Below are 24,954 nucleotides of genomic sequence, written 5' to 3'. Positions count from 1 at the left end.
GCCCTCACAAAAGATCTTGGCGGTGGCTTACTGGGCCGAGGGCTTCACCTTGGGAGCGTTCGCATTCAGCTTCGAGATGATGTCCTTGCTGAAGTCCATGTCGTCGCGGGAATAGATGACAACCGGGATCTGGCCCATGCTGAGGCCGGACTTGTCGAACACGAGATCGTAGCCCGCCGAGGAGACGCGGGCGGTCACGACCTTCATGATGTCGTCGATGATGTCCTTGCGCATGCGGAGGAACTGCTCCTGGAGCTGGCGCTCGCGGGTGCCCTTGAACTCGTTGACTTCCTTGTCGAGGTTGCGGGCCTCGGCGACCTTGGTCTCGCGATCCTTGAGGATGGCGTCTTTCGCGTCCTTGCTCAGCTCCGGGCTCTCGATCTTCGCGTTGAGTTTGGTGATCTCCTCCATGCTCTTCTTGAGCGTCTCGATGCGATCGTCGAATTCCTTCTTCGCTCCCGCGCGCTGCTCGTTGAGCTTAGCCTCGGCGTCCTTCGTCTTGTAGTATTCGGTGAAGACGCGGTTCATGTCGATGGTCGCGACCTTCAACTCGGCGTGGGCCAAGGGAGCAACGGCGCCAATCGTGCCGATGAGAAGGAGCGTGCGGATGGATTTCTGGATCATGTTGGTGGGTATTACGGTGGTGAATACGGAAATGCTCGGGGGACGAGTGTCAGGTGTGACCGCCCCCGGGGCGGATTCGTTCAAAATTGGTAGCCGACGTTGAAATTAAATTTGCCGGTGCCGCCGTTGTATTGGTCGTGGATGACGGGGATACCGTAGTCCACGCGCACGGGGCCGATGGGCAGTTCCACGCGCAGGCCGATGCCGATGTCGGCATTCACGTTGTCGCCGGAGAAGTCCCCTGCCTCGCCATTCACGAAGCCCCAGTCGGTGAACAGGGAGCCGCGAATGCGCTCGATGATGGGGAAGCTGTATTCGATCGTGCCGTAGGCGAGCGTGTTGCCGCCGATCGGGTTGCCGTCATCATCCTTCGGCCCGACGTCGCGGTAGTCGAAGCCGCGCATGTTGTTCGCGCCGCCGAGGTAGAGACGGTCGAAGATCGGCACGCCGAGGCCGCCGTTCGTGGCGCCGCCCCAGGTGTCGACCACGCCGATCTGCCCCTTGAACGTGAGGATCGTGTCCCACGGGAGCAGGATGTATTTCGAGGCATCGAGCGTGATCCCGGTATCCTGAACGGTTCCTCCAAGGAAGCCGCCCGCAAGGAAGCCGCCGAGGCGGACGTATTCGCCGCGCCGCGTGAGGCGCAGGTCGTCACGGCTGTCCCACACAAGGCCGGCCGTGATGGCGCTGCGCGTGTAGGTGCCGGCGGAGTCTTCGATGAACTGCCCGACGTTGTCGGTATCGACATCGAAGATGCGAATCTGCTCGATGCGGTATTCGGCATCGGCCGAAAGGAAGTTCGTGATCGGCTTCCGGAAGTTGAAGGCCGCACCGAGGTTGGACTGGTTATAGACGGCCGAGAGGAAGTTCGCCTCGCGGTAGTAGCCTTCCACGCCAGCGGAGAGCTTGTAGCCGAGGAACCAGGGCTCCGTGAGCGAGATCACGTAGTCCTGGCGCTGGAGACCGTATTGCAGACGGATGCGGAAGCGCTGACCGCCGCCCGTGAAGTTCGGCCAGTTCATCAGGTCGAAGTTCGTCTGCTGGAGTTCGGCAAAACCGATCAGGCTGTCGATCGTGCTGAAGCCGGCACCGAAGTTGAACGAACCGGTGCGCTTCTCCTCGAGGATCACGTTGAGATCCTTGCGGCCGGGCACCACGGTGTCCGACGGACTGATCGTGATGTTCGAGAAATACTGCAGGTTGTCGAGGCGGGCCTTGCTGATGTCGACAAGCGTCGTGTCGTAGACCTCGCCGGGCTTGATCGCGAGCTCGCGACGAATCACGCGGTCCTGCGTGCGGGAATTGCCCTGGATATTGATGAGATTCACGTAGGACTGCACGCCCTCGTCGATCTTGTAATTGATATCCACCGCGCCCTGGCCGGCGGGCGTGACCTGCGGCGTCGGCCGCGCATCGATGTAACCACGCTGACCGTAGAAGGTCTGGATGGCCTTGAGGTCGCCAACGAGGCCGCCCTGTTTCGGCGTGGACCCGGGAGGCCCCGGCAGCGGCGCGGACGGCGTGAAGAGCGACCCCTCGCGCATGGAAAGCAGGCCAAGAATCTGGTCCGCGGGAACCACGTTCGCGCCTTCGACGGTGACCTTGTTGACGCGATATTGGACGCCTTCCTGAATGGTGACGATCACTTCGACGCCGTCCTTCCGGTTCGGCATCTCCTGCGTGGCAATGTCCGTAATCTGGACATCGGCGAAACCGCGGTTCTGGTAAAGCAGGCGCAGGGCGACCTTGTCCTCATCGAGCTGCGTGGTGGTGAGGCGACCGCTCTTGTTGAAGTAATAGAGGAAGTCGCGCACCTTCGTCTTCATGACCTTGCGCAGGTCCTTGTCCTTGACGCTGTAGTTCCCGATGAAGGTGATCTTGCTGACGACGAGCTTCGGCCCTTCCGTGATCGAGTAGATGACGCGGGCCTTGTTGTCCGGGAGGTCCTCGATCTTGTATTGGACGTCGACGTCGGAGTAGTTGCGATCCTGATAGAGCTTGAGGATCTTGCGGCGGTCATCCTCGATCTTTTCCTCGCTCAGGCTCACGCCAGGCTTCACGCCGACCTCGCGACGCACCCGGGCCTGGCTGATCTGCTGGGTGCCCTCGATGAGCACTTCGGAGACGATTGGACGGCCCTGCAGGAGCACCGTGACCTTGACGCCGTCCTGGAACGGTTCGCCGAACATGCGGACGTTCGCCAGCGTGCCCGTCGAGTAAAGGCTGCGAATGTCTTCCTCGACCGCCTGTTCGCTGTAGGGCTGGCCGACCTGCGTGGCGAGGTTCGCGAGCACGCGGTCCTTCGACATGCTCTCCTGGCCCACGTATTGGACGTCGATCTGCTTAACGATCGGCCCCTGCAGCGGCGCCTGCTGCGCCCGAGCAAAAAGAGACACCGCCAGGGAGGCAGCAACGGCTAGAAACGAAAGTCGGAGAAGGCGGTTCATTGATAAGTCGAAAAGGGCGCGCCAGCGGCCAAACGCGGAGTAAAGACGACAATGCCCGGCAAAGGTCAAGCGGGGAATCTCCCGTCGCCCGCTCGCGGCAATCGCCACCCTACGCATTGCCGATCAGCACACCCGCAAGGAACACCAGCGCCCCACCGAGAACGACCTGCAAAATCGTCGGGAGCAACGGCGTATCCATGTAACGATGCCGGATCCAGGCGATCACGCCGAGCTCCACGAGCACGACACCGAAGGCGATCCCCATGGCAAGCCGAAAATCGGCCACGAGGAACGGCAGCGTGTGCCCGATGCCGCCCGCGGTCGTCATCAATCCGCAAACGGTGCCGCGCAAATACGGCTGCCCACGCCCGCTCAACGCCCCGTCGTCCGACAGTGCCTCGGCAAATCCCATGCTGATCCCCGCGCCAATCGACGCCGCCATGCCCACGATGAATGCATCCCAGCTATCCTTGGTCGCGAAAGCCGCGGCAAAGACCGGGGCCAGCGTCGACACCGAGCCATCCATCAAACCCGCGAGCCCCGGCTGAATGATCTGCAACACGAACCGCCGCCGCTCGTCCACATCCTCCCGCGCCGCCGCGCCGGATGTCGCCAGCTCGTCCTCGAGCGCCGCGGCCCGTTGCGCGTGGTTCCCCTCTTCCGCCGCCAGCGTGTCGAGCAGCTCGCGCGTCGAGGCATCCGTCGCCCGCCCCGCGGCAGCCTCGTAAAATCGGCGCGCCTCGCGCTCCATCGACTCCACCTCGCGCCATGCCCGATCGACCGGCAGCACGCGATTCAACCAGATCGGGCGGCGCGACAATCCGCCCTTCACGTCCTGCCGGCGCAGAAAAGGCAGGTGCTCGCCGAACCGGGCTCGGTAGCGCGCGAACAACCGATCCCGATGGCCGGATTCCTCGTCGCGCATTTCCGCAAATGCCGCCGCCGAGTGCGGTCGACTCTCCGCGAACCGCTCGGCAAACGCGCCATAGATGCGCCCATCCTCTTCCTCCTGCGAAATCGCCAGCGCGAGCAACTCCCGCTCGTCCAGCTCGGAAAAGGCCCGCTTCGCCCGGCGAATCCCGAAAACGTTCATGGCGCGAGACGGTGGATGGCCCAGCCGCCCCCCGCGCCACGCGTATAGCGAAAGCGGTCGTGCAGGCGACTCCTCCGCCCCTGCCAGAACTCGATTGCCACGGGCCGCACGAGATAGCCGCCCCACTGCGGCGGCCGTGGCACCATCCCGTCCGCGAAACGTCGTTCCGTCGCCGCGTAGTCCGCCTCCAGTTCGGCCCGCGACGCAATCACCCGGCTCTGCGGCGAGGCCCATGCACCCAGACGGCTCGCCAGCGGGCGCACCTGGAAATAGGCGTCCGACTCGTCGCGCGAGACTTTTTCCGCGCCGCCTTCGATGCGCACCTGCCGCTCGAGCGGCGCCCAATGGAACAACAGCGCCACCTCCGCGTTCGCCGCGATCTCCACGCCCTTGTCGCTTTCGTAGTTCGTGAAAAAGCGAAAGCCCCGCGCGTCACAATCCTTCAGCAGCACGATGCGCGCGTGCGGTCGCCCCGTCGCATCGACCGTCGCCAGCGTCATCGCGTTCGCCTCGATCACCCCCTCGGTTTCCACCGCTTCCCGAAACCATTGCTCGAACTGCCCGAGCGGGTCGGCCGCAAGATCCGCCCGTCGCAATTCTCCCGCCGCATAGTCCCGGCGCATCGCTTCCATCTCCATTTCCCAAACCTGCCCGAGGAACCCCGCCGAACCCAACTCAAAATCTCCTCGCGCAAACCCCAAAATTCGCTTTGACAGCCTCGGACCGCTCGATATTCTGCCCGTTCAGTTTCCGCCGAAAGGTCGCAGGGCATCGCCGTTTCTCCAGGGAGATACGGGCGGGGTCCTTCACCCTTTTTTCGGAGATTGAAAACAGACCCGCTCGCGGATCTACAGATAACCCATACGGCCCCCGAGGCCCCAAGGCCCACATAGCTCAGTTGGCAGAGCACGTCCTTGGTAAGGACGAGGTCACCGGTTCGATCCCGGTTGTGGGCTCCACGATTTTAGCGCAGCGATTCACCCGACAAACCCTACACGACACCAAGATGGCTAAAGACACCTTCAAACGCGAGAAACCCCACGTGAACATCGGCACGATCGGCCACGTGGATCACGGCAAGACCACCCTTACTGCTGCGATCACCACCGTGCTCGCGAAGACCGGCGGCGCAGTTGCCCGTAAATACGAGGACATCGACAACGCTCCCGAAGAAAAAGAGCGCGGCATCACGATCAACACCTCGCACCAGGAATACGAGACCGCCAATCGTCACTACGCTCACGTCGACTGCCCCGGCCACGCCGACTACGTCAAGAACATGATCACCGGCGCCGCCCAGATGGACGGTGCGATCCTCGTCGTCAGCGCTGCCGACGGCCCGATGCCCCAGACCCGTGAGCACATCCTGCTCTCCCGTCAGGTCGGCGTTCCCGCCATGGTCGTGTTCCTCAACAAGTGCGACATGGTCGACGATCCCGAGCTCCTTGAGCTCGTCGAGATGGAAGTTCGCGAACTCCTCTCCAGCTACGAATTCCCTGGCGACGACATTCCGATCGTCAAGGGCAGCGCCACGAAGGCCCTCGCTGGCGACCCTGAGTTCGAAAAGGCCATCGTCCAGCTCATGGAAGCCGTCGACGAATACATCCCGCTCCCCGAGCGCCCCGTCGATCAGCCCTTCCTCATGCCGATCGAAGACGTGTTCAACATTGAAGGTCGCGGCACCGTCGCCACCGGCCGTGTCGAGCGTGGCATCCTCAAGAAGATGGACGAAGTCGAACTCGTCGGCATCCGCCCGACCCTGAAGACGACCGTCACCGACATCGAAATGTTCCGCAAGCTCCTCGACGAGGCGCGCGCTGGTGACAACGTCGGTCTCCTCCTCCGCGGCACCAAGAAGGACGACATCGAGCGCGGCATGGTCATCGCCAAGCCGGGCACGATCAAGCCCCACAAGAACTTCAAGGCTGAGATCTACGTTCTCTCCAAGGAAGAAGGCGGCCGTCACACCCCGTTCTTCTCCAACTATCGTCCTCAGTTCTACTTCCGCACCACGGACGTGACCGGTTCCATCAAGCTCCCCGAGGGCGTGGAAATGGTGATGCCTGGTGACAACGTTTCGATCGAAGTCGAGCTCATCACGCCCATCGCCATGGAAAAGACCATCCGCTTCGCCATCCGCGAAGGTGGTCGCACCGTGGGTGCCGGTCGTGTGTCCGACATCATCGCCTGACAACGCTTAGCCCCTTGTTAGATTAGGCCAGTAGCTCAATTGGTAGAGTAGCGGTCTCCAAAACCGTTTGTTGGGGGTTCGAGTCCCTCCTGGCCTGCTCTTTCAAAATTGTCCTTAGATCAACGCCGATTACACGGTCCTTTCTGTGCAAATCGGCGAAATCTGCGGACAGAATCCGCAAATCAGTAAACTTTAACGCGATGTTTGGAAAACTAGGACGATTCACTTCCGAGGTCCGCGGCGAACTTGCCAAGGCCTCCTGGCCCTGGGACCCGAACGAAAAAGGGTTCAAGCGCTATAAGGAATTGTGGGATTCCACCGTCGTCGTGCTCATCGCGATGCTCATCGTCGGTGGTTACATCGCGTTCTTCGACGTCGTCCTCATTCAGATCGTCAATTTCCTGACGAAGGCCTAATTTTTCATGAGTCTAGCCCCACGCGATCAATGGTATGTCGTGCACGTGCTCTCCGGTCAGGAGAACAAAGTGCTCGAAAACATCAAAAAGCGCATCAAGAGCGAGGAGATGGAGGACGTCGTTTTCGAGGCCCTCATCCCCACCGAGCGCGTGCAGGAAATCAAGCGCGGCAAGAAGACCGAGACCACGCGCAAGTTCTTCCCCGGCTACATCATCGTCAACATGCACCTGCTGGATGAGAACAACCAGCTCGTGGACCGCACCTGGTATTTCATTCGCGAAACCAATGGCGTGATCGGCTTTGCCGGCGCCAAGGATCGCCCAATTCCCATGCGGAAGAAGGAAGTCGAAGGGATGCTCGCGCAGATGCAGGAGCGCGAGGACAGCGTGAAGCCGAAGATCGAGTTCGAGGTCGGCGACAAGGTCAAGGTGGCCGACGGCCCCTTCCAGAACCAGAACGGTATCGTCGAGGAAATCGACCCCGAGCGCGGCAAGCTCCGCGTCTCCGTCAGCATCTTCGGCCGCGACACGCCTGTCGAACTGGAATACTGGCAGGTCGAGCGCGCCTGAGTCGCTCGCCCGGCAAATTTGCAAACCCACCCATCCATCTGGATCGGTGGGTTTCTTTTCGCCGGCTTCACTCAGCCGCGCCTGCGCACTCTGCCTCGCAGGCGAATCGTCAACAGCACGCCGCCGAGGAGGAACAATCCCGTGACTGCCGGCTCCGGCACGGCGGTGGTCGGCGTCAGATCCAGAGCAAATGAGAAACTCGTGACGTTCGCAGCCGCACCGGCGGTGACCTGCGCCGAGGCATCCATTTGAAGGAGGTAATAGCCCTGAGTGGCTTGGAAGGAGATTTCCTGGTCGAAATTGTTGCCTTCATAGCCCAACAAACTTCCGCCGGCCCTGTTCCCGGCCGCATCGCTTGCAAACAACGAAAGGGTGAACCTGTTTCCGGCATCAGCCGCGACGGAACTCCGAATTCCCGAAAGAAAGATGTCGGCATCTGTTGGAAGGAAAATCAGATAGGAGAGCTGAACAGCTCCACTGCCCACTCCCCCCTTCCCGCTGGCACTGAAATCGATCGCCCCCGTCGCGATCAGATTCCCAACTTCGCCATCGTCGACGGAGAGACGGGCATTTGCCTGCAGAGAAGACCCGTTGACGTTCACCAACGTCTGAGAAACCGCCGGCACCGAAAAGGAATCCAGATAGTTGATTCCATCCGATCCGTCGGCACCCTCCACCTCGACGTTCGTTGCAAGCGTCGTCGCCAGCGCTCCACTCCCGAAGAGTTTGACGCTCCCGACTGGGTTGCTCCAGGTCCAGTCGGTCGCGTTCGCAGCCATCAGCGGCGCGAGAACTCCTCCGAAAAATAGAATCTTGCGCCACATTTTCACTCCACACCGCCCCTTCAATTCGACGCCTTCGGAGAAACGGCCTTGAGCATCCTGGTCAGCCGGGTGGTCTCGTCCGGCGTGAGGTCTTTCGTCTCGGCAAGCATGACTCGGGCCTGCTCCGGATCGCTCGCCACGAGGCTGGCGAAAGCCGAACGAAGGGCATCGCGTCGGGTGGCCTGGTTCCGGATGCCGGTCGCCCGCTGCCAGGCGGCATCCGGCTCGTCGAAACTCTCGGCATCTGCGATCTGGGCATTCGCCGCGTCACGTTCCGCCTTGCCCGGCAGCTTGTCGACCCACGCGGCGATAGCGGTTTGGTCCGCGGAGCTGTCGAGCCAGCCGCTCACCACGCCGCTGATCGCCTTTTCCCGGACAGCCGCATCGCTCAACTCGGCGGCCTGCTCGGCAGCCCGCGCCGGTTCCGCCTGGGCCCAGGCTTCGAAGATCGGCTCGGCCGGGGTCGGATTCGACGCACTATTCTTCAGATAATACGCGGAGGCCGCCTGGGGATCCTTCGAAGCCCAGCCGACCAGCGCACTGCCAACCACGTCGTCGCGGAGCCCCCCCGGCGGCAGGGACTCGGTCCATTTGAGGGCAGCCTGAGGATCCGTCTCGCCCCAGTTCTCCGCGATCGCGCGGGCCGCATCGGCGATCAGTCCGAGCTGCGGATTGTCCCGACCCGGCAGGACTTCGGAATTCATCGCATCGTCCTCGGAGAGAGGCTCGCCGGGGGCATACTGCCTGATGTCCGGAATGCCCATTCTGGCAATCTCGGCCTCCCGCTCGGTCGCGTAAGAGGAGACCATTTTGCTGCGGAAGTCGGTGAACTCCACGCCGGCGGCCTCCGGTTCCACTTCTGCCCGGGCAGCCAGAACGGCGTTCATGGCGTAGGGGCGCTCGGCTTCGTTCTGAAGATTCTTTGCCCATTCCGTTGCTTCCACGGGATGCGTCGTTCCATAAACCGCGCCAATCGCACTGATCGCGTCCACGCGCCGCACCGAGGTCGTGATTTCGGCGAACACCTTCAGCGCCTTTTCAGGCGCCTTCTTGATCATCTCGCCCGTGATCGTGGCGAGGGCGGACTCGAGCGCATCGTCCATCAGCCATTGTTTTGCCCAGACGAGGGCCTGGTCGGGATCCTTGCGGGCGGAGTATTCGATGAGTCGTCGCACGATTTCGCTCAACTCGGGCCGCATCGTCACCTCGTCTGGCAGGGACGGCAGGGCGCTGGCAAGCGCGGGAGCAAGCAGCGCCCAGAGGTCATCGGCGTTCGCGGCGTCGTCGACTTCGGTCGCATCGACGAAGGCAATGAAGCCGGTGAGATCGGCATTCACCCAGCGAGTCACGAGCGTCTTCGCGACCTGCGTGCGGATGACGGCGTCGGGAATTCCCATGATCTCGCGCATCAGCGCCGGAAAATCTGCCAGCTTTGCGGTCTCCACCCGCTTCTGCCAGTCCGTGGCGGTTTTCCCGGCAGCAGGGTTCATCTTGCCGGACGCGGAGAAAGTCCCCTTCGTCGCATCCGAGTTCGCGGACATCGCGGAATGGGACCCCGCGGAATCCCGGTCGAAAAAATACAGCGTTGCGCCTCCCACGGCGAGCACTCCCAAACCTGCAAGGCCCCAACGGGCCGTCCGGCCATTTGCCAGTTCCAATAAATTCCGAAGCATATTTTCTCTGGATTTCAAAATAGCGGCGGATCCACCGACTTCGGTGAATCCGCCTGACTATCTGAGACGTGAGTCGTGTTGATTGAGCCGGCTGGCTTCGGGTTTAAAGCTTCACGACCTTGGTGGTGGCCGATGCATTGCCGACGCTGTCCTTGGCCAGCACGGTGACCTCGATGCTCTTGGCCTTCGACTTCGTCCACTTTTTGATCGAGCTGGCCGGAACCGAGGCGGTCCAGCGTTTGCCAACCTTCGAAGCGACCTTGCGGCCGTTCACATACACCTTCAACGAGCCGATGCCGCTCGCGTCGGCGGCGACTCCCTGAATGACGATCTTCTCGTCCTTCTCGGTGGCCTTCTTCTTGATGGAGACGACCGGGGCCAGCTTGTCCGAGCGCTGGCTGAACAGCGTCCCCGAGGTCGTGTAGGTGATCGTCTCCCCGTCCAGAGGAGGCGAAAGCGGCGACGGGATGCGGTGGTTGTAGGCCTGCTGATAAGCACCGGCGAGGGCGAGGTTGTCCGCTTCCTTGCGATAGCGGCCGAGGAAGCCTGCGCAGATCGGCTCACCGCCAAGGGCCGTGTAGATCCCGATCGGCACGGTGCAGATGGGGAGGCCTATGTTGTTCACCAGATCGCGACCACTCACGCTGTTGCTCGTGCGGGTCTTCGTGTAGCTGATCGGCCAGACGAGGGCGTCGAGGCCGTTAGCGTCCATGAACTTCTCGTAGAGCGCGTTGTAGATCGCCTTGCGCTGGAAGTGTGCCGGGATGTTGATCGATGTGGTTTCCCCCGTCGTGGGATCGTGGAAGGACGTGCTCGTAAAGTCGATGAACTGCCCATTGTAAGCCGCGGCGCGCACCGCGGTGCTCAACGAGCTGCTCGCCGCGTTCGCCTGCGTGAGCCGGGTGTAGATGCCCTGGCCAAAGGCCCCGAGCATGCCCGCATTCTCGTAGGCAAGGGAGTAGTTCGTGTAAGGGCTCGCGAGCGTCGCACCGGGAGCCGGCGTGCCGTCATCGAACTGAGTCGGGAACTGTGGAATCGCCGGATTCGGGCTTGCGGCCGGGATCGTCTGAGCCGTGTCGAGGTTCGGCGGAAGGAAGACGGTAACGACCGTGGCGCCAGAGCTTTGGAGTTCACCGACAAAGCGGGCGAAAACCGCCGCGGTGGCCGTGTCCGGCGTCTGCACACCGGCCGCGTTGCCACCACTTACCACGTAGTTCGTGAAGGACGTCATGCCGCCATGGCCGTTGCCAACGCCGAGCGCCTTCTCCATATCCGCTTCGGACAGCTGGACCGGCGTGGGCGCGGGCGAAGGATAAGTCTGGCCGTTGTAAGTGCCGATGATCCCGATCCTTTTGCCCGCTAGCGAGGTGGATGCCACCTTCGCCGCGTAGCCGGTATCGAGGCCGCGACCGGGCACATAGTTGATCGGGGCCCAGAGATCCTGCGGATCGATGGTTCCGGCGGTGATGTCCATGATGTAAGCCTCGTCCTTGACGTAGCGCGCCATCGGCCCGATGACGTCGCGATCGGAAACGAGCGGGATGATGTGGTTCACCGAGTGGGTGCCCACGCTAACCTTGTAACCGGTAACGCCGGCACGATCGGACGGATTGCGGATCGAACCGCCGGTCTCTCCGCCCCAGGCAAAGCTGGCAAAATTCGAACCCGTGAGCGCACCCGGGCCGCCGGAGGAGCCCGACGCACTGCCGAGGCAGTAGGCGTTGAGCGTGGTGCCATAGGCGTTCGAGGCCGTGCTCGAAGCCGAGGTCGCCCAGGTGTCCATGTTGCCGTGGCCAAGAACGATCGCATGCGCGGCCTTGAGCTTGCCAACGACGTAGCAGTCTTCCGGCGAGATCATCGGGCCGTAGGTGACACCGGCTTCCGTGCCGAACGAGCCAGTCACAGACGAGAGCCAGGCCTTCACGCCACCGCTGGTGACCATGCCGAGCGTGGGATAGGAATCCTTCGTGCAATAGAACAGGCCGTGCACGGGACTCTGCTGGCCGCTGGAAGCGCGCAGATCGTCGGCCGCTTGCGCTTCATCGAAGACCGTCGGACTGATCGAGACGACCGAGTTGATCCTGATCCCGGCCTGGTCGTAGACCGCGCGGCGGTTGAGGTAAAGCGTCGCGAGCTCCACAGAAGTGATCGCGCCGGCATTCATCGCCGCCTGGAGATCGTCGAAGGTGGCGGTCTCGAGATTGACCGTGACAGTTTTCGCAAAGGCCGACTGGAACCCGAGGACGGCACAGGCTGCCAGCGCGATGCTACGTGAAAAGTTTTTCATGAATGATTGAGTTTGAGTGAATCGATGTTCGGATTCGCGTTAGTTGGTCTGGCGGCGGCGGCGCATCACGATGGCGAAGGCGGCGAGAGCCGCGATGCCGATGCCCACTTCGGTCGGCTCGGGAACCACGGTAAAGGTCAGCACGCCGGCACTGTTCAATCCGCTGGTTGCTCCAGTCATCTTGAACGTTCCGGTCAGACCGCTGGCGAGATTCGTCGCCACGAGATTGCCAACGGAAACCGAACTCGCGACGCCATATGAAATGAGCGTGTAGGTCTGCCCCGCCACGCCACCGCCCTGGAAGTCAATGATGTAGCTTGTTCCCGAAGAGCGACTGAAGGAGCCGGTCAGCGCGAGCATATCCGCCGATCCGTCCGAGCTACTCAGGTCGAAAAACATGCTCGCGTTCGTGTTGTCACTGAACCATGCGAAGCTTGTTGCCGAGAAGGTGCCGATGGCTCCGTCCGTCGCTCCAATCGAGAACTTTCCTCCCGCCAGCAGCGAGAGCGCACCCGCCGATGCTCCCACGATCGTCCCCGCGCCCTTCAACGTGGAACCCGATCCCACAACCAGGGTGGCCGTGGAATTCGCATCGGTGATCGACCCGTTGAAGATCGTCGTTCCACCCGCCAGCGTCGTCGCCCCGCTATAGGTGTAGGCTCCGTCCATGACGAACGTTCCGGCACCCGTCTTGGAGATCGCACCCGATCCGCTCACCGCATTGGACAGCGTCACGGTCGCGCCGGAAGCGACGTTGAAACGAATCACGCCGTTGTTGACGACGGCGCCGGTTCCGATCGACGAACTCGAATCGACCAACAGCGAGCCGTCCGTAACGGTGGTCGTGCCCGAGTAGGTATTCACACCTTTCAGGGTCAGCTGATTCGCCCCCGATTTGGTGAAGCTTCCACTGCCGGAGATATTCCCGGTGATCTCACCCGACTGGGAACTCACGTTGAAGGCCGTGTTTCCCGAAGCGAGCGTGATCGGCCCCGCGAGGGTCGCGCCGCTGATCTCCGCTGCCGTCCCGCTGCCGCCGTTGAAGGTCATCGCATTTCCGGCGACTGCACCCGACGCAACCTTGATCGACGCGCCACTGGACACCGAGATCGCCGTCGAGCTATTCCCAAATGACAGCGCCCCTCCGGCGTTGGTGGCCAGCGTTCCCGCCGTCACGTCGATTGACGAAATGCCGCTGCTGGCCCCGTTGACGGTGAGCGTGCCGGCACCTGCCTTGGTCAGGGCAGTTCCCGAACCGCTGAGGATGGAAGTAATGGCCGCGCTCGAGTCCGTGGTGATGGTGCCGGTCGCGCCGAAACCGATCGTTCCGTCGGAAATCGTATAGTTTCCCGTCGTCAGACCGAAGAAGATTTCGGCGACGTTGACTGTTCCGGAAACCGATACGGTTCCCGCAGTTCCACCGCTGCCAAAGATGGCAGAATCTCCATTGACCCAGCCGGCGTCGGATCCGCCGCTTGCCCAGTTCGCAACGCCGGTGCTCCAGGTGCCGCTACCGTCCGAGCCAGCCAGGTTATTGGCGGGATCCCAGGTGACGGAAGCGCCCCACGCGGTCCCGGCGAGCAGGGCGGGAACGGTGGCGCGGGCCAGAAAGCCGAATCGGCTCGGCGGTCGCAGCGAGCGGAACAACGCTCGCGTGAGGAAGGATTTTTGCATTGGGTGTTTTCTGCGTTTTGGTTTTTAGGCAGCCATTCGGAGCGGGATTCCCCCCGTTCCGGGCGGGTCCTCATCGAGCCACTGCGGTGCCACGCGGGAAAAATACCGCTCGTCCGAATGGGCGATCACCGTCCCTCCTAATTCGTTCGGGTGAGAACCTGCCCGAAAGTCTCCCTCCGAAAATGGAGCGCAGAAATGCGTCGAACCCGAACGCGAAAGAGTGTCTACACCATGCCTCGCCGCAGGGCGATGGCCGTCGCTTCCGCACGATTCGAGACGCTCAACTTCTGAAAAATCGCGCGAAGATGGGATTTGACGGTGTTTTCGGACATGCCCGTGCTGGCGCTGATTTCCTTGTTCGTCAGCCCTCGGCCCAGGAGGACGAGCACCTGATGTTCCTTCAGCGTCAGGTCGCGTTCGTGCATCCGTGCGCGAAGCGTGGATGACAATTCGCGCACGAGAACGTTCTCGCCACTCACGACCCGGCGCAATGTCTCGAGCACCTCGGGACCGGAGGCGCTCTTGGTCAGGTAAGCCTGCGCCCCGGCCCGCGCTGCCGCCAGCATGTCGTCATCCGACGTGAAGGCGCTCAGCACGATCATCAATGCCGTCGGACGAACGAGCCGCCCTTTCGAGAGCACCTGCACGCCATCCATGTCCGGCAATCGCAGATCGACGACGAGAAGATCGGGCGCCAGATCGCGCAGCATGTCCAGCGCCTCCGCGCCGGAACTCGCCTGCCCGACCACCTGAAATTGCGGATCGGTTCCCAGCAAGCCGGCGAGGCCGTCCCGCACGAACGGGTGATCGTCCACCAGCACCACGCGAAATGAACGGGAGGATTTTCCGGTGGGGTTGTTGGAGAAGGGCGGCGCCTGCATCACGTGAGACATCGGACTCATCCGAACACTCGCTTGCAAATCCCGCAACGAGAAGGATGTCTTAGAGCAGCGAAAGCGGAATCGACACCCCGACCCGAGTTCCCCCCGTTCGCGGGGAAGTCCAGGAAAGTCGGCCCCCGATTGCCCGGGCACGCTCGCGCATGTTGAAGATTCCGAATCGTGTGGATTTCTTTCCACGCGTGGCGGATTTCGCACACCCCATTCCGTCATCGATAATCCGAAGAGAAAGATGGCGACGTGAGACGGTGAGAGAAACTCCGATCGACCGGGGCTCCGCGTGTCGCACCGCGTTTTGGATCGCCTCCGAGGCGATTGCGAAGAGATTCATTTCGACCTTTGCCTCGATCGGTCCCATGTCGGAGGAGACCTTCACCCGGATTTTTACGCCCGTCGCCGCGGCGACTTCGTTTCCGAGCGCCTTCAAAGCGGACGTCAGCGCGTGGTTGTCAAGCAGCGCGGGGCGCAGCATCAGGATCGACCGTCGCACGTCCTCGACGCTGCGCATCGCCTGCGCCTGAATCTTCGACAATCGTTCGGAAACCGGAGCGGAGAGTTCCGGACACTCCGCGCGCATGGCCTCGATCTGCAGGAGGATGCCACTGAACGACTGCGCGAGGATGTCATGCAAATCGCGAGCCATCTTGCTGCGTTCTTCCGCGATCGCCCGGGAGCGCTCGGCCGCCGCCAGCCCCGCCACCCGCAGAGCGAATTTTGCCTGCAGGGCAAGCGCCTGCACCGCGAGCAGGCTTTCCTCCGTGCCCGTGACATTCATCGATGTCAGGATCTGCACGAAGCCGCCGTTCGTCGCCTCGCCGAAATTCAGGGGCACGGTCACCAGGTGCGTGCCGGGCAGTTCGCCCTTGCCGTCGAGAATGTCCACCATGTAGCGCCGCATGGCTGGCGTGGAGCGCTTCCGCACCTGCACCCCATCGGCCGTCGCCCAGAGCCGCACGAGACTTCGATGTTTCTCCCAGGCCACGCACCCGATCTGCCGACTGACCCCCTCCGAAAGCGCCCGCGCTTCTCCGTCACGGCACACCCAGCGCGGAGCAAAGATTCCAAAGCTCTCGTCCCATTGCCACAGCCCCCCCGCCTCACCGCGCAGGAGCTCGACCATGTTTCGCAATGTGTCCTGCAGAAATTGGTCGAGGCTGCCGACGTCATCCAGCGAGGTGAGAGAAATCTTCATCAGCCGGCTGATGCGGCGCATTTCCTCCTCGGCAGAACGCGCGAGCTGCTCGCTCTCGAGGGCGCACTCCATCTCCTGCGCCCGGTCGTTGAGAAAGTGCAGGTGAATCGCCAGGCCCGCCTGCTGCGCCGCAGTCTCCATGAAGGCGACGGTCTCCGGTCGAATCTCCGGCAGGGAACTCGCCGTCAGGTAAACGATCCAGCCAAGAATCCTCTCACCAACCAGCAACGGAAGCAGCAGCAGACTCCGCACGCCGCTGTTCGCGTAAAGCCGCCGGATCGTCGCGGGAATCCGCGAATCATCCGCCCGGAGAACCACGGTGCACCGGTGCTCCTCGATCAGGCCCTGATGCAGCCGCCCAACCATCCTCAGTTCGCGCGCATGCCAATCGCCCGCGATCTCCGCATCCCGGCGACTTTCCTCATCGATAAAGTAATGCATCTCGCGACGCGGCGTCTTCTCCGGAAACAGCCGCCAGAAGGTTGCCCCGATCCCGGCGGTTTCCCGGGTGATTGCCCTCAGGACCCCGCGCACGAATCCCGGTTCATCCGCGCGATCGAGCAGCAGGTTGAACGTGCTCGCCAGCGCCTGCGTCTGCCGGCGCACCGTCCGCTCGGCCGTGGCGCGCATCCGACTCTCGCGCAACAGAGCCCGCTCGACCTGCGTCAGGTAACGGGACTCCACTTCCAATCCGGCTTCAACGGCCCGATCTTTCTCTGGAAACACTCGCTCCGTCCTCGTCGCATTTTTGCGAGACCTACGCTGCAGGACGATTTTCTTTCCCTTCTTTCGAGGCAGAGGTTTTCTCGCGGGGCTCACCTGCCGCCACGTTTCAACCGACTTTCCCGACAATCCAGAAGAAATATTGCAGGCTCCTGCGAAAGTCCTACCTTGCCGCATGCTCCGAGTCGCCCGGCTTCCGATTTTCCTCGGTCTGCTGGCCCTTTCCAGCCTCTCGAGCACGGCCGGAACGATTGCCCCGTCGCAGCTACCCGCCGCCGTCTCTACCGCGTTGAAGCAGAAATTTCCCTCCGCTCGGGTGGAAGCCGCGGAGCAGGATGATCATCGCAACGACTACGTCTACTATCGCATCACCATTGCGGAGGCAAAAAATCGCACGCTCGTGACCGTCACCGAAACCGGCGAAATCATGGCCATCGCACCGCTCGAATAGGTCATCCCGTTCTCGCGCTTGCCTCAAGAAGGCTGCCACCGCCAACTTCGGGCGATGCTCCCGAGAGACTCCTCTCTGGAAGGCGTCCAAATTAGCTCGCCGTCCGGTCGACACCTTCACGGAAGCAGCAATCAAGTCGGAAAAATTCGGAAATTCTTCTACTTTGCCAACACACTCTTAATGAGATTAAATTCTTACGCCATTGAATGTGAATCTTTTTGACCACATGAGATACTCAGCTAGTTTGCGCGCCAATGTCGTTCCGGATCCTGGCGTTCTCGTTCGCTCTCAGCCTGATGTCCCAGGCTCAGGCCTACGTCTATTCCTTCGATCCCTCGACGCCGATTCGAAGCATCGCATTTGAATCCTATCTCGGAACGGCTTCCTTCCACCTGCTCGACGGCTCGTCATCGTGGGACGCCTGCGCCTCGCAGGTCGCTTTCCGCTGGGCCCTCCACGGGCAGAATCTGGAGATCAAAGCCACGCCCGGAACTTCCGCGAGCGGTCCGAGGCTCGGAAATGGCGTGAGTGAAATTTATTGGAGCACTTCAGCCGACGTTGCCGGGAAGCTCGCGGTCTGCAAGACGATCGAACGGTTTGGCGCCGGCATCGAGTCCGACATTCTCGTCAATGCCAGTTACCAATGGGACGCCTACGACGGTCTTGCGTTGCAGTCGACGGTCGACATCAAGCGCGTGCTGTTCCACGAGATCGGCCACGCATTTGGTCTCGGTCATCCGGACGAGTCCGGCCAGAACGTCGACGCGCTCATGAACTCCATCATCGCCGACCGTTACCTCCCCTCGCCGGACGATGTCGCCGGCATGCAATCCCGCTACGGCGCGGGCAATCCGGCTGAAACGCAGTATTACGCGCCGCCGGTCTTCGCCGTAAACCTCATCAAAAATCAGGGACGTCGCCTGAAAATCATCGGAACGGCGACCAGCCCCTATGCGCTTGCGTCCGTCGAGGCCGACACGGCCTCTCACTTCGCCGACGCGCCCGTCCGGAATGGGGCCTGGACGGTCAGGGTGCTCACGCCGCGGGCGAAGGAAATTCGCGGGCGGAGCGCACGGATCAAGCTGACCGGCGTGGATCCCGATGGGAACTCGCGCCTGAACCGCTCCCTCAGATTCGATGGAAAACGGTGGCGTTTGACGCTCCGGAAAAAGATCTCAGTGGATCGCTAACCGGAGCGTCCGTGTTTCTGCGACTCGATCAGTTCGACTTGCCGCCGGAGGACTTCGAGGCCACCGCGGCGTTGTATTTCTTCACAACGGCAGCGGGATCCTTGTCGAAAGCCTTCTTACAGCTTCCGCAGCAGAGTTTGATTTCCTGGCCTTCGTAGGTCACGACCGTCGGCTTGCCCATTTCGCCGATTTTCTCGCCGGAGATCAGGCAGGTATCGAGGGCGTAGGGCTTCGCCGTGTCGGCGGCGCGAAGACTGAACGGCGCGGCGATCATCGCGATCGCAGCAAGGAGGAGCGTGGGTTTCATGGTTTTGGGAATATGAAGGATAGACCACTTTAGCACGGAAGGCGGTTTTCACACCTCCTGCGTTTGGTGATCGGTAGTGAGAGCGGCGTCCCCGAGCTTTATTCCCCGCAATCGCAGGGCATTTCCGATCACCGACACGCTGCTGAATGCCATTGCCGCGCTCGCGATGATCGGACTGAGCAGCAGGCCAAACATCGGATACAGCACGCCAGCCGCCACCGGCACGCCGACCACATTGTAAACGAAGGCAAAAACGAGATTCTGCCGGATGTTGCGCATGGTGGCGCGGCTGAGCGCGACCCCCTGAACGATGCCGCGAAGATCGCCTTTCACCAGGGTGACGCCGGCGCTCTCCATGGCGACTTCGGTGCCGGTTCCCATGGCGATGCCGACATCGGCTGCCGCCAGAGCCGGGGCGTCGTTGATCCCGTCCCCAGCCATCGCCACGAGCGCGCCGGATCGCTTCAACTCCGCAACGTGCTCCTGCTTATCTCGCGGACTGACTCCCGCAAAGACCTCGTCGATGCCCACGGCGCGAGCCACGTGCTGCGCGGTCCGCGGATCGTCGCCAGTGAGCATCACCAGACGCAATCCGAGACGATGCAGTGCCGTCACCGCTTCCGCCGTGGTCGGCTTGAGGGGATCCGCAACGGCGACAAACCCCAGCAGGCGACCTCCCTTCGCGATCCAGATCAGCGTTCCGCCTTCGTCCTGGAGCTTCGCGGCCTGCGCCACGAGCTCCTCCGCCGCCGCGTTGCCGGTGTCCGCAAAGCTCCGTTTTCCGACGAGCACCTCGACGCCGTCAACCGTGCCGCGCACGCCCTCGCCCGTGACCGCCTCGAAATGACTCACCTCGGAAACGGCGATGCCAGCCTCGCGGGCCGCAGCCAGCACGGCGGTCGCGATCGGGTGTTCGCTGGCGGCCTCGACCGCCGCGGCCAGTCCCAGCAACTCATTCGAAGAAACGCCGATCGGTTCCACATGCGTCACGGCAGGTTTGCCGGCGGTGAGCGTTCCCGTCTTGTCGACGACCAGCGTCGCAACCCGTCCCAGGGTTTCCAGGGCAGCGGCATCCTTCACGAGGACGCCCAGCCCGGCGCCTCGCCCGACCGCCACCATGATCGACATCGGCGTCGCAAGCCCCAGCGCGCACGGGCACGCGATGATCAGGACGGCCACCGCGTTGACGAGCGCGTAATTCAGCGCCGGTTGCGGGCCGACGAACAGCCAGATCAGAAACGTCATCACCGCCACCCCGAGCACCGCTGGAACGAACCAGCCCGCGACCACGTCCGCCAGTCGCTGGATCGGCGCCCGACTCCGCTGCGCCTGCGAAACCATCGCCACGATCTGGGACAGCATCGTCCCTTCCCCAACCCGCTCGGCCGAGACGCGCAGGCTGCCGGTTCCATTGATCGTGCCCGCCGCAACCTTGTCGCCGGCCCGTTTTTCGACGGGATTGGGCTCACCCGTGAGCATGGACTCGTCCACCGAGGTCCGGCCGTCGATCACCACACCATCCACCGGAAATTTCTCGCCCGGCTTCACGCGCAACTCCGCGCCGGCCTTGATGGTATCGACATCCACATCGCGCTCCTCGCCATCCTCGATCACGTGTGCCGTCTTCGGCGCCAGCGTCAGCAACGCCCGAATCGCCGCGCCGGTGCCGGCGCGCGCCCGCAATTCCAGCACCTGCCCGAGGAGCACCAGCACGGTGATCACCGCCGCCGCCTCGAAATACACCGGCACCATGCCGCCATGCGTGAAGGCGTGCGGCAGAATTCCCGGCACGAGCAACGCGACGACGCTGAAGCCATACGCCGCGCCCGTCCCGATCGAGATGAGCGTGAACATGTTCAAGTGCCCGGAACGCAGCGACCGCGCACCCCGCACAAAGAAAGGCCAGCCGGCCCACAGCACCACCGGTGTGCTCAAAAGAAACTGCGCCCACGCGAAGACAGGCCCTTCCAGCATGCTCAGGCCCGGCACATGCGCGCCCATTGCCAGCAGAAATACCGGAGCGGTCAGCGCGAGACCGATCCAGAAACGCCGCGTCATCTCGCGCAACTCCGCATTGTCGTCGTCGGTCTGCGCCGCCACCGGCTCCAGCGCCATGCCGCAGATCGGACACTCTCCCGGCTGATTCCGCCGCACTTCCGGATGCATCGGGCACGTGTAGAGCGCCTCCTCGCGAAATGCGGGATTCCGCTCGAGCGCCATGCCGCATTTCGGGCAGGCCCCCGGCTCGTCCGACTCCACCCCGGGACACATCGGACAGAACCATTTCTTGACCGGCGAGGAAACCGTCTCCGATCCCTTCGAATGACAGCACGACTTCATTTCGTAATCCTACCGCAACGCCTCCCGATTCCCGCGCCAAATTTGGCAAGGCTCCGCGCCCGAGCGACCAATCGAGGGCAAAAAAAACCCGCCGCGCCTGAGTTTCTCAGGGTTGGCGGGTAAAATGGGCAGGACAGGATTCGAACCTGTGAAGGCAATGCCAGTGGATTTACAGTCCACCCCGTTTGGCCACTCCGGAACCTACCCGTTAATTACAGCCTTGGGCTCGGCTAACTCACAGCGGCGCACTGGTCGCTACGCGAGGTTCGATCTTGATAGAGGTAATCTCGATTTTTTCCAAGGGGAAATCGTTGGAATTTGTCGGGCGACCGCTGATGTAGTCGAGCACCTCGAGTCCTTCGATGACCTCGCCGAAGACGGTGTATTTCCCGTCGAGCTGCGGCATTGGCTCGAGACAGACGTAGAACTGGCTGCCATTCGAGGCGCGCGTGGGGTTGACCTTGTCCTCGAGCCGCGACATTGCGACGGCCCCGCGGACGTGCTTGCGCGTGAGTTCTGCGGGCACCGTGTAGCCCGGTCCGCCGGTCCCGGAGCGATCGGTATCCCCGTTGCGGCTGTAGGGGTCGCCCGATTGCACGAGGTAGTGCTCGAACACGCGATGGAAGCGCATGTCGTTATAAAACCTGCGGCGGCAGAGTTCCTTGAAATTGGCCACGGTGAGCGGCGCGGCATCGTCGTAGAAGCCGATCACGACTCGCTGAGGCGTCTTCTCGCGGCCGATCTTGATGAGCATCACGGCGACATCGGGACCGAGCGGCGCGGAAGGTTTCGTCGGCACCGGCGCGGCGATGGGCAGCTTGCTGGGCTCGGCCGGGCGATGGGCGCATGCGGAGATCAGGAATACCGCGGCGAGAGAGGTCAGGATGGCTTTATGCATTCAGCGTGGCGGGCGGGCGAAGTTGGATTTGGGAGCCGGTGGCGGCCGTCGTGAGCACGGCGCCCTCCCGGGTTCCGCGCCTGATGTAGCAGAGCCCAACGGCAGGCGACAATGCAAAGTGAATCGACGTCACCACCGCAGCGGCCCGTCCGGATTCGTCCGGTGCAAAAAATTCCGTGCCGACCGCCGGTGTCTCACCCCCAATGAGATCGAAGACCCGGAGGGCGCGGTTGGCGTGCCCGACACTCTTGATTCGCGACACGACCTCCTGGCCGATGTAGCAGCCCTTGTGGAAATCCACGGCGAGCGCGTCGAGCCCAGCCTCGGCCGGGAGCGTCTCCGGCCCGAGCTCGGCTCCCCATTTCGGCACGGCATTCTCGATGCGCAGACGTTCGACTTCATCCGCCGTTGCCTCGAGGCATCCGGACGGGGCCGATGGCAAGTCGACACCCGCAATGTTCATCCGGCCGATCTTTCGGGCGCCGGAAAACGCCGTAGCCGCCGGGCCGAAAACGTGAAACGTCTCGACGGGCGGCAGCGCAGCGACCTCGACATCGTCGGCCACGATGTAGCGCTCGAGCCGCATGGCCAGAGGCTCGGCGAGGGCCGCGTCGCCCTCGACCACGAATCGATCTCCCTCACTCCAGATCCAGACGACGCCATCGAGCCGACCCTTGGCGGACAGAATGCAGGCGGCCATCGCCGTGCCGGGCTCGAGTTTCCTGAGATCGTTGGAAACCTGGCCGTTGAGGTAGCGAAGCCGATCCGCGCCGGTGAAGGCGAATCGCACCACGTCGACAACGGGAAAAAATCCTCCCTCGCTGCGCAGCCGGGCGAGACGCGACGCAAAATCCTCGTTCACGCGGAACGCGAGCCGCCGAAAAAGGAAAAGCGCTTCGGTTTCGTCGCACCAGCGGACGCATTTGCATCCGCCGCCGCGAGCGCGGAAGCCACCAGCGGTTCCTTGCCCGGGAATTGATAGTGTTTGGCGATGGCCGAAAAATCCTGGTCGCCCCAGCCCTGCTGGATGCCCGCCATGAGCGCACCGCCTGTGGCCGCAGCGGCCGGCAATTCCACTCCCGCCGCGCGCCCGGTGGCGAGCGCGAGCTGGATGTCCTTGAACATGTGCTTGAGGGCAAAACGCGGCTCGAAGTCGGCGCTCACCATGCCGGGGAGCTTCATGTCGGCGATCGCCGAGCGAGTGCCATGGGTCGCAAACGCCTCGAGGAATTTCCCACCGGACACGCCATTCGCATCGACGAGCGCGACCGCTTCGGCAAGAGCTTCCACGGTGGCCGCGGCGACGAGATTCGTCGCAATCTTGATCAGGCTGGCCTGGCCGACTTCGCTGCCGATCTCGACGATCGACTTCGAGGTGGCTCCGAGCACGGGACGAACGCGATCGAGCCAGTCGCTGGCACCCGCGACGTAGAAAACGAGCTGGCCGGCTTCGGCGGCATCGCGACTGCCCGTGAAGGGACAATCGAGAAATCCCGCGCTGGCCCGGGCGGCAATCTTCGCCGCCTCGCGAGCTTCATCGGGCGAGACGGTCGCGCAGTTGACGATGAGATGCCGCGCAGACAGGCCGGGCTCGATCGCCTTGAGCGTCTCGAGCAGGGCCGGACCATCGGAAACGAACAGCAGGAGGACGTCGGCGGTTTCCGCGACCTCCGCGGCCGAGCTGAGGAAATTCGGCTCGGGCTTCGGCGACCGGCTCCAGACCCAGACTTCGTAACCGGCGCGACGAATATTCGCCGCGACGCGGGATCCGATGATGCCAAGGCCGATGAGTCCGACCGCCTGTTTGCTGGCCATCCGATTAATTCTCGCTCTTGGACTCCGGAGCAGGAGCGTCCGTGCCCGGCGCCGACATCGTCGGGGCCTTCATTTCGGGCAGATTGTTCGTGATCTTCGCATCGCTGCGCAGCTTCCCGAGAACTTCCTGAACAGCGGCCTGCTGCTTCTGGCTCTTCAGGTAGGCGACGAGCTGGGGCTTGACCTGATCGAACGGCACGGTGCCGGCGGGCTTCTTGTCGGTCACCTTGATGACGTGGTAGCCGAACTGGGTCTTCACCGGCTTGCTCACTTCGCCGACCTTCATCGAGAACGCGGCGTTCGCGAACTCGGGCACCATCTGCTCCTTCGAGAAGAAATCGAGGTCGCCGGAGCGCTCCTTGCCATTCGGCTCCTCGGTGAGCTCGGCGGCAAGCTTGGCGAAATCCTCGCCCTTCTTCGCGCGCTCGTAGGCCTTCTCGGCCGCCGCTTCCTTCTTCTTCACCTCGGAGTCAGGTGCGCCCTGGGGCACCATGAAGAGGATGTGGCTCGCGCGCACCTGGTCGGGCTGTTCGAATTCCTTCGTGTTCGCCTTGTAGAAAGCCTCGGCGTCCGCGTCGGTCACCTTCGTCTTGTCGCCGATCTGCGAGTCGATCCATTTGCGCTGGGCGAGACCGTCCTTGATGAGAACCTTGAGCTTCTCTTCGGTCTGGCCGGCCTGCTTGAGCTGTTCCTGGAAGGCCTTGTCGTCGGGGAAATTCTTTTTGACCTTCGCGAGCTCCGCATCGACTTCCGCGTCGGTGATCTTGTAATCCGCGGCCTTCGCCTTGAGCAGCTTCTCGGTGATCAGATCGTCGAGGAGCTTGTGGTAGCCGGCGAGCTGCTGGTCGGGACCGAGCTTCGAGGCGTCCATGCCGCTCATCTTGACGGCGTTGTTGAAGGCCTCCTCGAGCTGCGCCTTGGAAATCTTTTCCCCGTTCACGACGGCAACGGGATCCTTCAACTCGATCGGCTTGGCCGCGGGAGCCGCTGTGGGTGCCGGGGCATCGGCGCCGGAGGCCTTGTCTGCAGGGGCCTGCGCGTTGACCTTGGAAGCGGTGACTCCGAGCAGCGCAGTGCAGGAAAGGACGGCGGCCAGGCGGGAGGAGGAGAGGACAGGTTTCATGTAGAAATGTGGGATAATTCGTTTCGCACGGGTTAAGACCCATGACCAGCGCAATTTGTTCAATCCAAACTCCGGCGTTGCCAAACCCCGCGAGCCCGTGCATATTCCGCCCTCCACTGCTCACGTGGCGGAATTGGCAGACGCGTGCGTCTCAGAAGCGCATGAAGAGATTCGTGGAGGTTCAAGTCCTCTCGTGAGCACTTCCCCCAATTTTTCG

At 62.6% G+C, this 24,954-nt stretch carries 21 protein-coding genes and 4 tRNA genes; 8 read left to right on the top strand and 17 right to left on the bottom strand.

Going from position 1 to position 24,954, the window contains the following annotated elements; all coding sequences use genetic code 11:
- Positions 1–27 precede the first annotated feature (27 nt).
- From VIM61_16265 to pdxH, 4 genes are all read right to left on the bottom strand, one after another.
- Positions 28–624, bottom strand: coding sequence for an OmpH family outer membrane protein (locus VIM61_16265; GenBank protein HEY8901965.1), 597 nt, complete (start codon positions 622–624; stop codon positions 28–30).
- Between the two features lie 80 nt (positions 625–704).
- Positions 705–3,020, bottom strand: a complete 2,316-nt coding sequence (gene bamA / locus VIM61_16260; GenBank protein ID HEY8901964.1) for an outer membrane protein assembly factor BamA — start codon at positions 3,018–3,020, stop codon at positions 705–707.
- A 160-nt stretch (positions 3,021–3,180) separates the two neighbouring features.
- On the bottom strand, positions 3,181–4,164 hold the full coding sequence (locus tag VIM61_16255; GenBank protein HEY8901963.1) for a ferritin family protein: 984 nt from the start codon (positions 4,162–4,164) through the stop codon (positions 3,181–3,183).
- Positions 4,161–4,796 (bottom strand): pyridoxamine 5'-phosphate oxidase, encoded by a 636-nt coding sequence (gene pdxH, locus VIM61_16250; GenBank protein ID HEY8901962.1) that lies wholly within the window; start codon positions 4,794–4,796, stop codon positions 4,161–4,163. Before pdxH ends, VIM61_16255 begins: the two co-directional genes overlap by 4 nt.
- A 251-nt stretch (positions 4,797–5,047) precedes the next feature.
- Here pdxH and VIM61_16245 point away from each other — a divergent pair.
- The 5 genes from VIM61_16245 to nusG all read left to right on the top strand — a co-directional run bounded on the left by VIM61_16245 (position 5,048) and on the right by nusG (position 7,341).
- Positions 5,048–5,123 (top strand) — tRNA-Thr (locus VIM61_16245).
- Between the two features lie 47 nt (positions 5,124–5,170).
- Complete coding sequence (tuf, locus tag VIM61_16240; protein HEY8901961.1) at positions 5,171–6,355, top strand: elongation factor Tu; 1,185 nt, start codon at positions 5,171–5,173, stop codon at positions 6,353–6,355.
- A 24-nt stretch (positions 6,356–6,379) separates the two neighbouring features.
- Positions 6,380–6,452 (top strand) — tRNA-Trp (locus tag VIM61_16235).
- 103 nt (positions 6,453–6,555) lie between these two features.
- The gene (locus VIM61_16230; protein ID HEY8901960.1) at positions 6,556–6,771 is read left to right on the top strand and encodes a preprotein translocase subunit SecE; all 216 of its coding nucleotides are present in this window, start codon (positions 6,556–6,558) and stop codon (positions 6,769–6,771) included.
- Between the two features lie 6 nt (positions 6,772–6,777).
- Entirely contained in the window at positions 6,778–7,341 is a 564-nt protein-coding gene (gene nusG / locus VIM61_16225) for a transcription termination/antitermination protein NusG (GenBank protein ID HEY8901959.1), read from the top strand.
- 71 nt (positions 7,342–7,412) lie between these two features.
- Here nusG and VIM61_16220 read toward each other — a convergent pair whose 3' ends face one another.
- The 6 genes from VIM61_16220 to VIM61_16195 form a co-directional block, all read right to left on the bottom strand.
- Positions 7,413–8,165, bottom strand: coding sequence for a hypothetical protein (locus VIM61_16220; GenBank protein HEY8901958.1), 753 nt, complete (start codon positions 8,163–8,165; stop codon positions 7,413–7,415).
- A 20-nt stretch (positions 8,166–8,185) separates the two neighbouring features.
- A complete protein-coding gene (locus tag VIM61_16215; protein ID HEY8901957.1) occupies positions 8,186–9,706 on the bottom strand; it encodes a hypothetical protein in 1,521 nt (506 codons plus the stop codon).
- 235 nt (positions 9,707–9,941) lie between these two features.
- Complete coding sequence (locus VIM61_16210) at positions 9,942–12,125, bottom strand: amidase family protein (protein ID HEY8901956.1); 2,184 nt, start codon at positions 12,123–12,125, stop codon at positions 9,942–9,944.
- Positions 12,126–12,164: 39 nt separating this feature from the next.
- Positions 12,165–13,772: an autotransporter-associated beta strand repeat-containing protein gene (locus VIM61_16205; GenBank protein HEY8901955.1), complete on the bottom strand. Its 1,608-nt coding sequence runs from the start codon at positions 13,770–13,772 to the stop codon at positions 12,165–12,167.
- A gap of 251 nt (positions 13,773–14,023) precedes the next feature.
- Positions 14,024–14,701 carry a response regulator transcription factor gene (locus VIM61_16200; GenBank protein ID HEY8901954.1) on the bottom strand — a complete coding sequence of 226 codons (678 nt, stop codon included), beginning with the start codon at positions 14,699–14,701 and terminating at the stop codon, positions 14,024–14,026.
- Between the two features lie 40 nt (positions 14,702–14,741).
- Positions 14,742–16,574, bottom strand: coding sequence for a sensor histidine kinase (locus VIM61_16195; protein ID HEY8901953.1), 1,833 nt, complete (start codon positions 16,572–16,574; stop codon positions 14,742–14,744).
- Between the two features lie 214 nt (positions 16,575–16,788).
- Here VIM61_16195 and VIM61_16190 point away from each other — a divergent pair, with 214 nt between their 5' ends.
- The gene (locus tag VIM61_16190; GenBank protein HEY8901952.1) at positions 16,789–17,064 is read left to right on the top strand and encodes a hypothetical protein; all 276 of its coding nucleotides are present in this window, start codon (positions 16,789–16,791) and stop codon (positions 17,062–17,064) included.
- A 254-nt stretch (positions 17,065–17,318) separates the two neighbouring features.
- A complete protein-coding gene (locus tag VIM61_16185; protein HEY8901951.1) occupies positions 17,319–18,254 on the top strand; it encodes a matrixin family metalloprotease in 936 nt (311 codons plus the stop codon).
- 28 nt (positions 18,255–18,282) lie between these two features.
- On the opposite strand, the gene VIM61_16180 is transcribed toward VIM61_16185, so the two are convergent.
- The 7 genes from VIM61_16180 to VIM61_16150 all read right to left on the bottom strand — a co-directional run bounded on the left by VIM61_16180 (position 18,283) and on the right by VIM61_16150 (position 24,737).
- On the bottom strand, positions 18,283–18,561 hold the full coding sequence (locus VIM61_16180; protein HEY8901950.1) for a hypothetical protein: 279 nt from the start codon (positions 18,559–18,561) through the stop codon (positions 18,283–18,285).
- Positions 18,562–18,609: 48 nt separating this feature from the next.
- Positions 18,610–20,901: a copper-translocating P-type ATPase gene (locus VIM61_16175; GenBank protein HEY8901949.1), complete on the bottom strand. Its 2,292-nt coding sequence runs from the start codon at positions 20,899–20,901 to the stop codon at positions 18,610–18,612.
- A 125-nt stretch (positions 20,902–21,026) separates the two neighbouring features.
- Positions 21,027–21,108 (bottom strand) — tRNA-Tyr (locus VIM61_16170).
- 28 nt (positions 21,109–21,136) lie between these two features.
- Entirely contained in the window at positions 21,137–21,799 is a 663-nt protein-coding gene (locus VIM61_16165) for a peptidylprolyl isomerase (protein HEY8901948.1), read from the bottom strand.
- A complete protein-coding gene (locus VIM61_16160; protein ID HEY8901947.1) occupies positions 21,792–22,661 on the bottom strand; it encodes a hypothetical protein in 870 nt (289 codons plus the stop codon). The genes VIM61_16165 and VIM61_16160 overlap by 8 nt, the downstream gene beginning before the upstream one ends.
- Positions 22,658–23,614: an NAD(P)-dependent oxidoreductase gene (locus tag VIM61_16155; protein HEY8901946.1), complete on the bottom strand. Its 957-nt coding sequence runs from the start codon at positions 23,612–23,614 to the stop codon at positions 22,658–22,660. The genes VIM61_16160 and VIM61_16155 overlap by 4 nt, the downstream gene beginning before the upstream one ends.
- A gap of 4 nt (positions 23,615–23,618) precedes the next feature.
- Positions 23,619–24,737 carry a peptidylprolyl isomerase gene (locus VIM61_16150; GenBank protein HEY8901945.1) on the bottom strand — a complete coding sequence of 373 codons (1,119 nt, stop codon included), beginning with the start codon at positions 24,735–24,737 and terminating at the stop codon, positions 23,619–23,621.
- A 118-nt stretch (positions 24,738–24,855) separates the two neighbouring features.
- Between VIM61_16150 and VIM61_16145 the strand changes: the two genes are divergently transcribed.
- Positions 24,856–24,937: transfer RNA gene (locus tag VIM61_16145), tRNA-Leu, on the top strand.
- Positions 24,938–24,954 lie beyond the last annotated feature (17 nt).

Source organism: Chthoniobacterales bacterium (genome assembly GCA_036569045.1).
Classification (GTDB): domain Bacteria; phylum Verrucomicrobiota; class Verrucomicrobiia; order Chthoniobacterales; family JAATET01; genus JAATET01.
The sequence above is the reverse complement of the archived record's forward strand: the minus strand, read 5'-3'. Positions and strand labels throughout refer to the sequence as shown.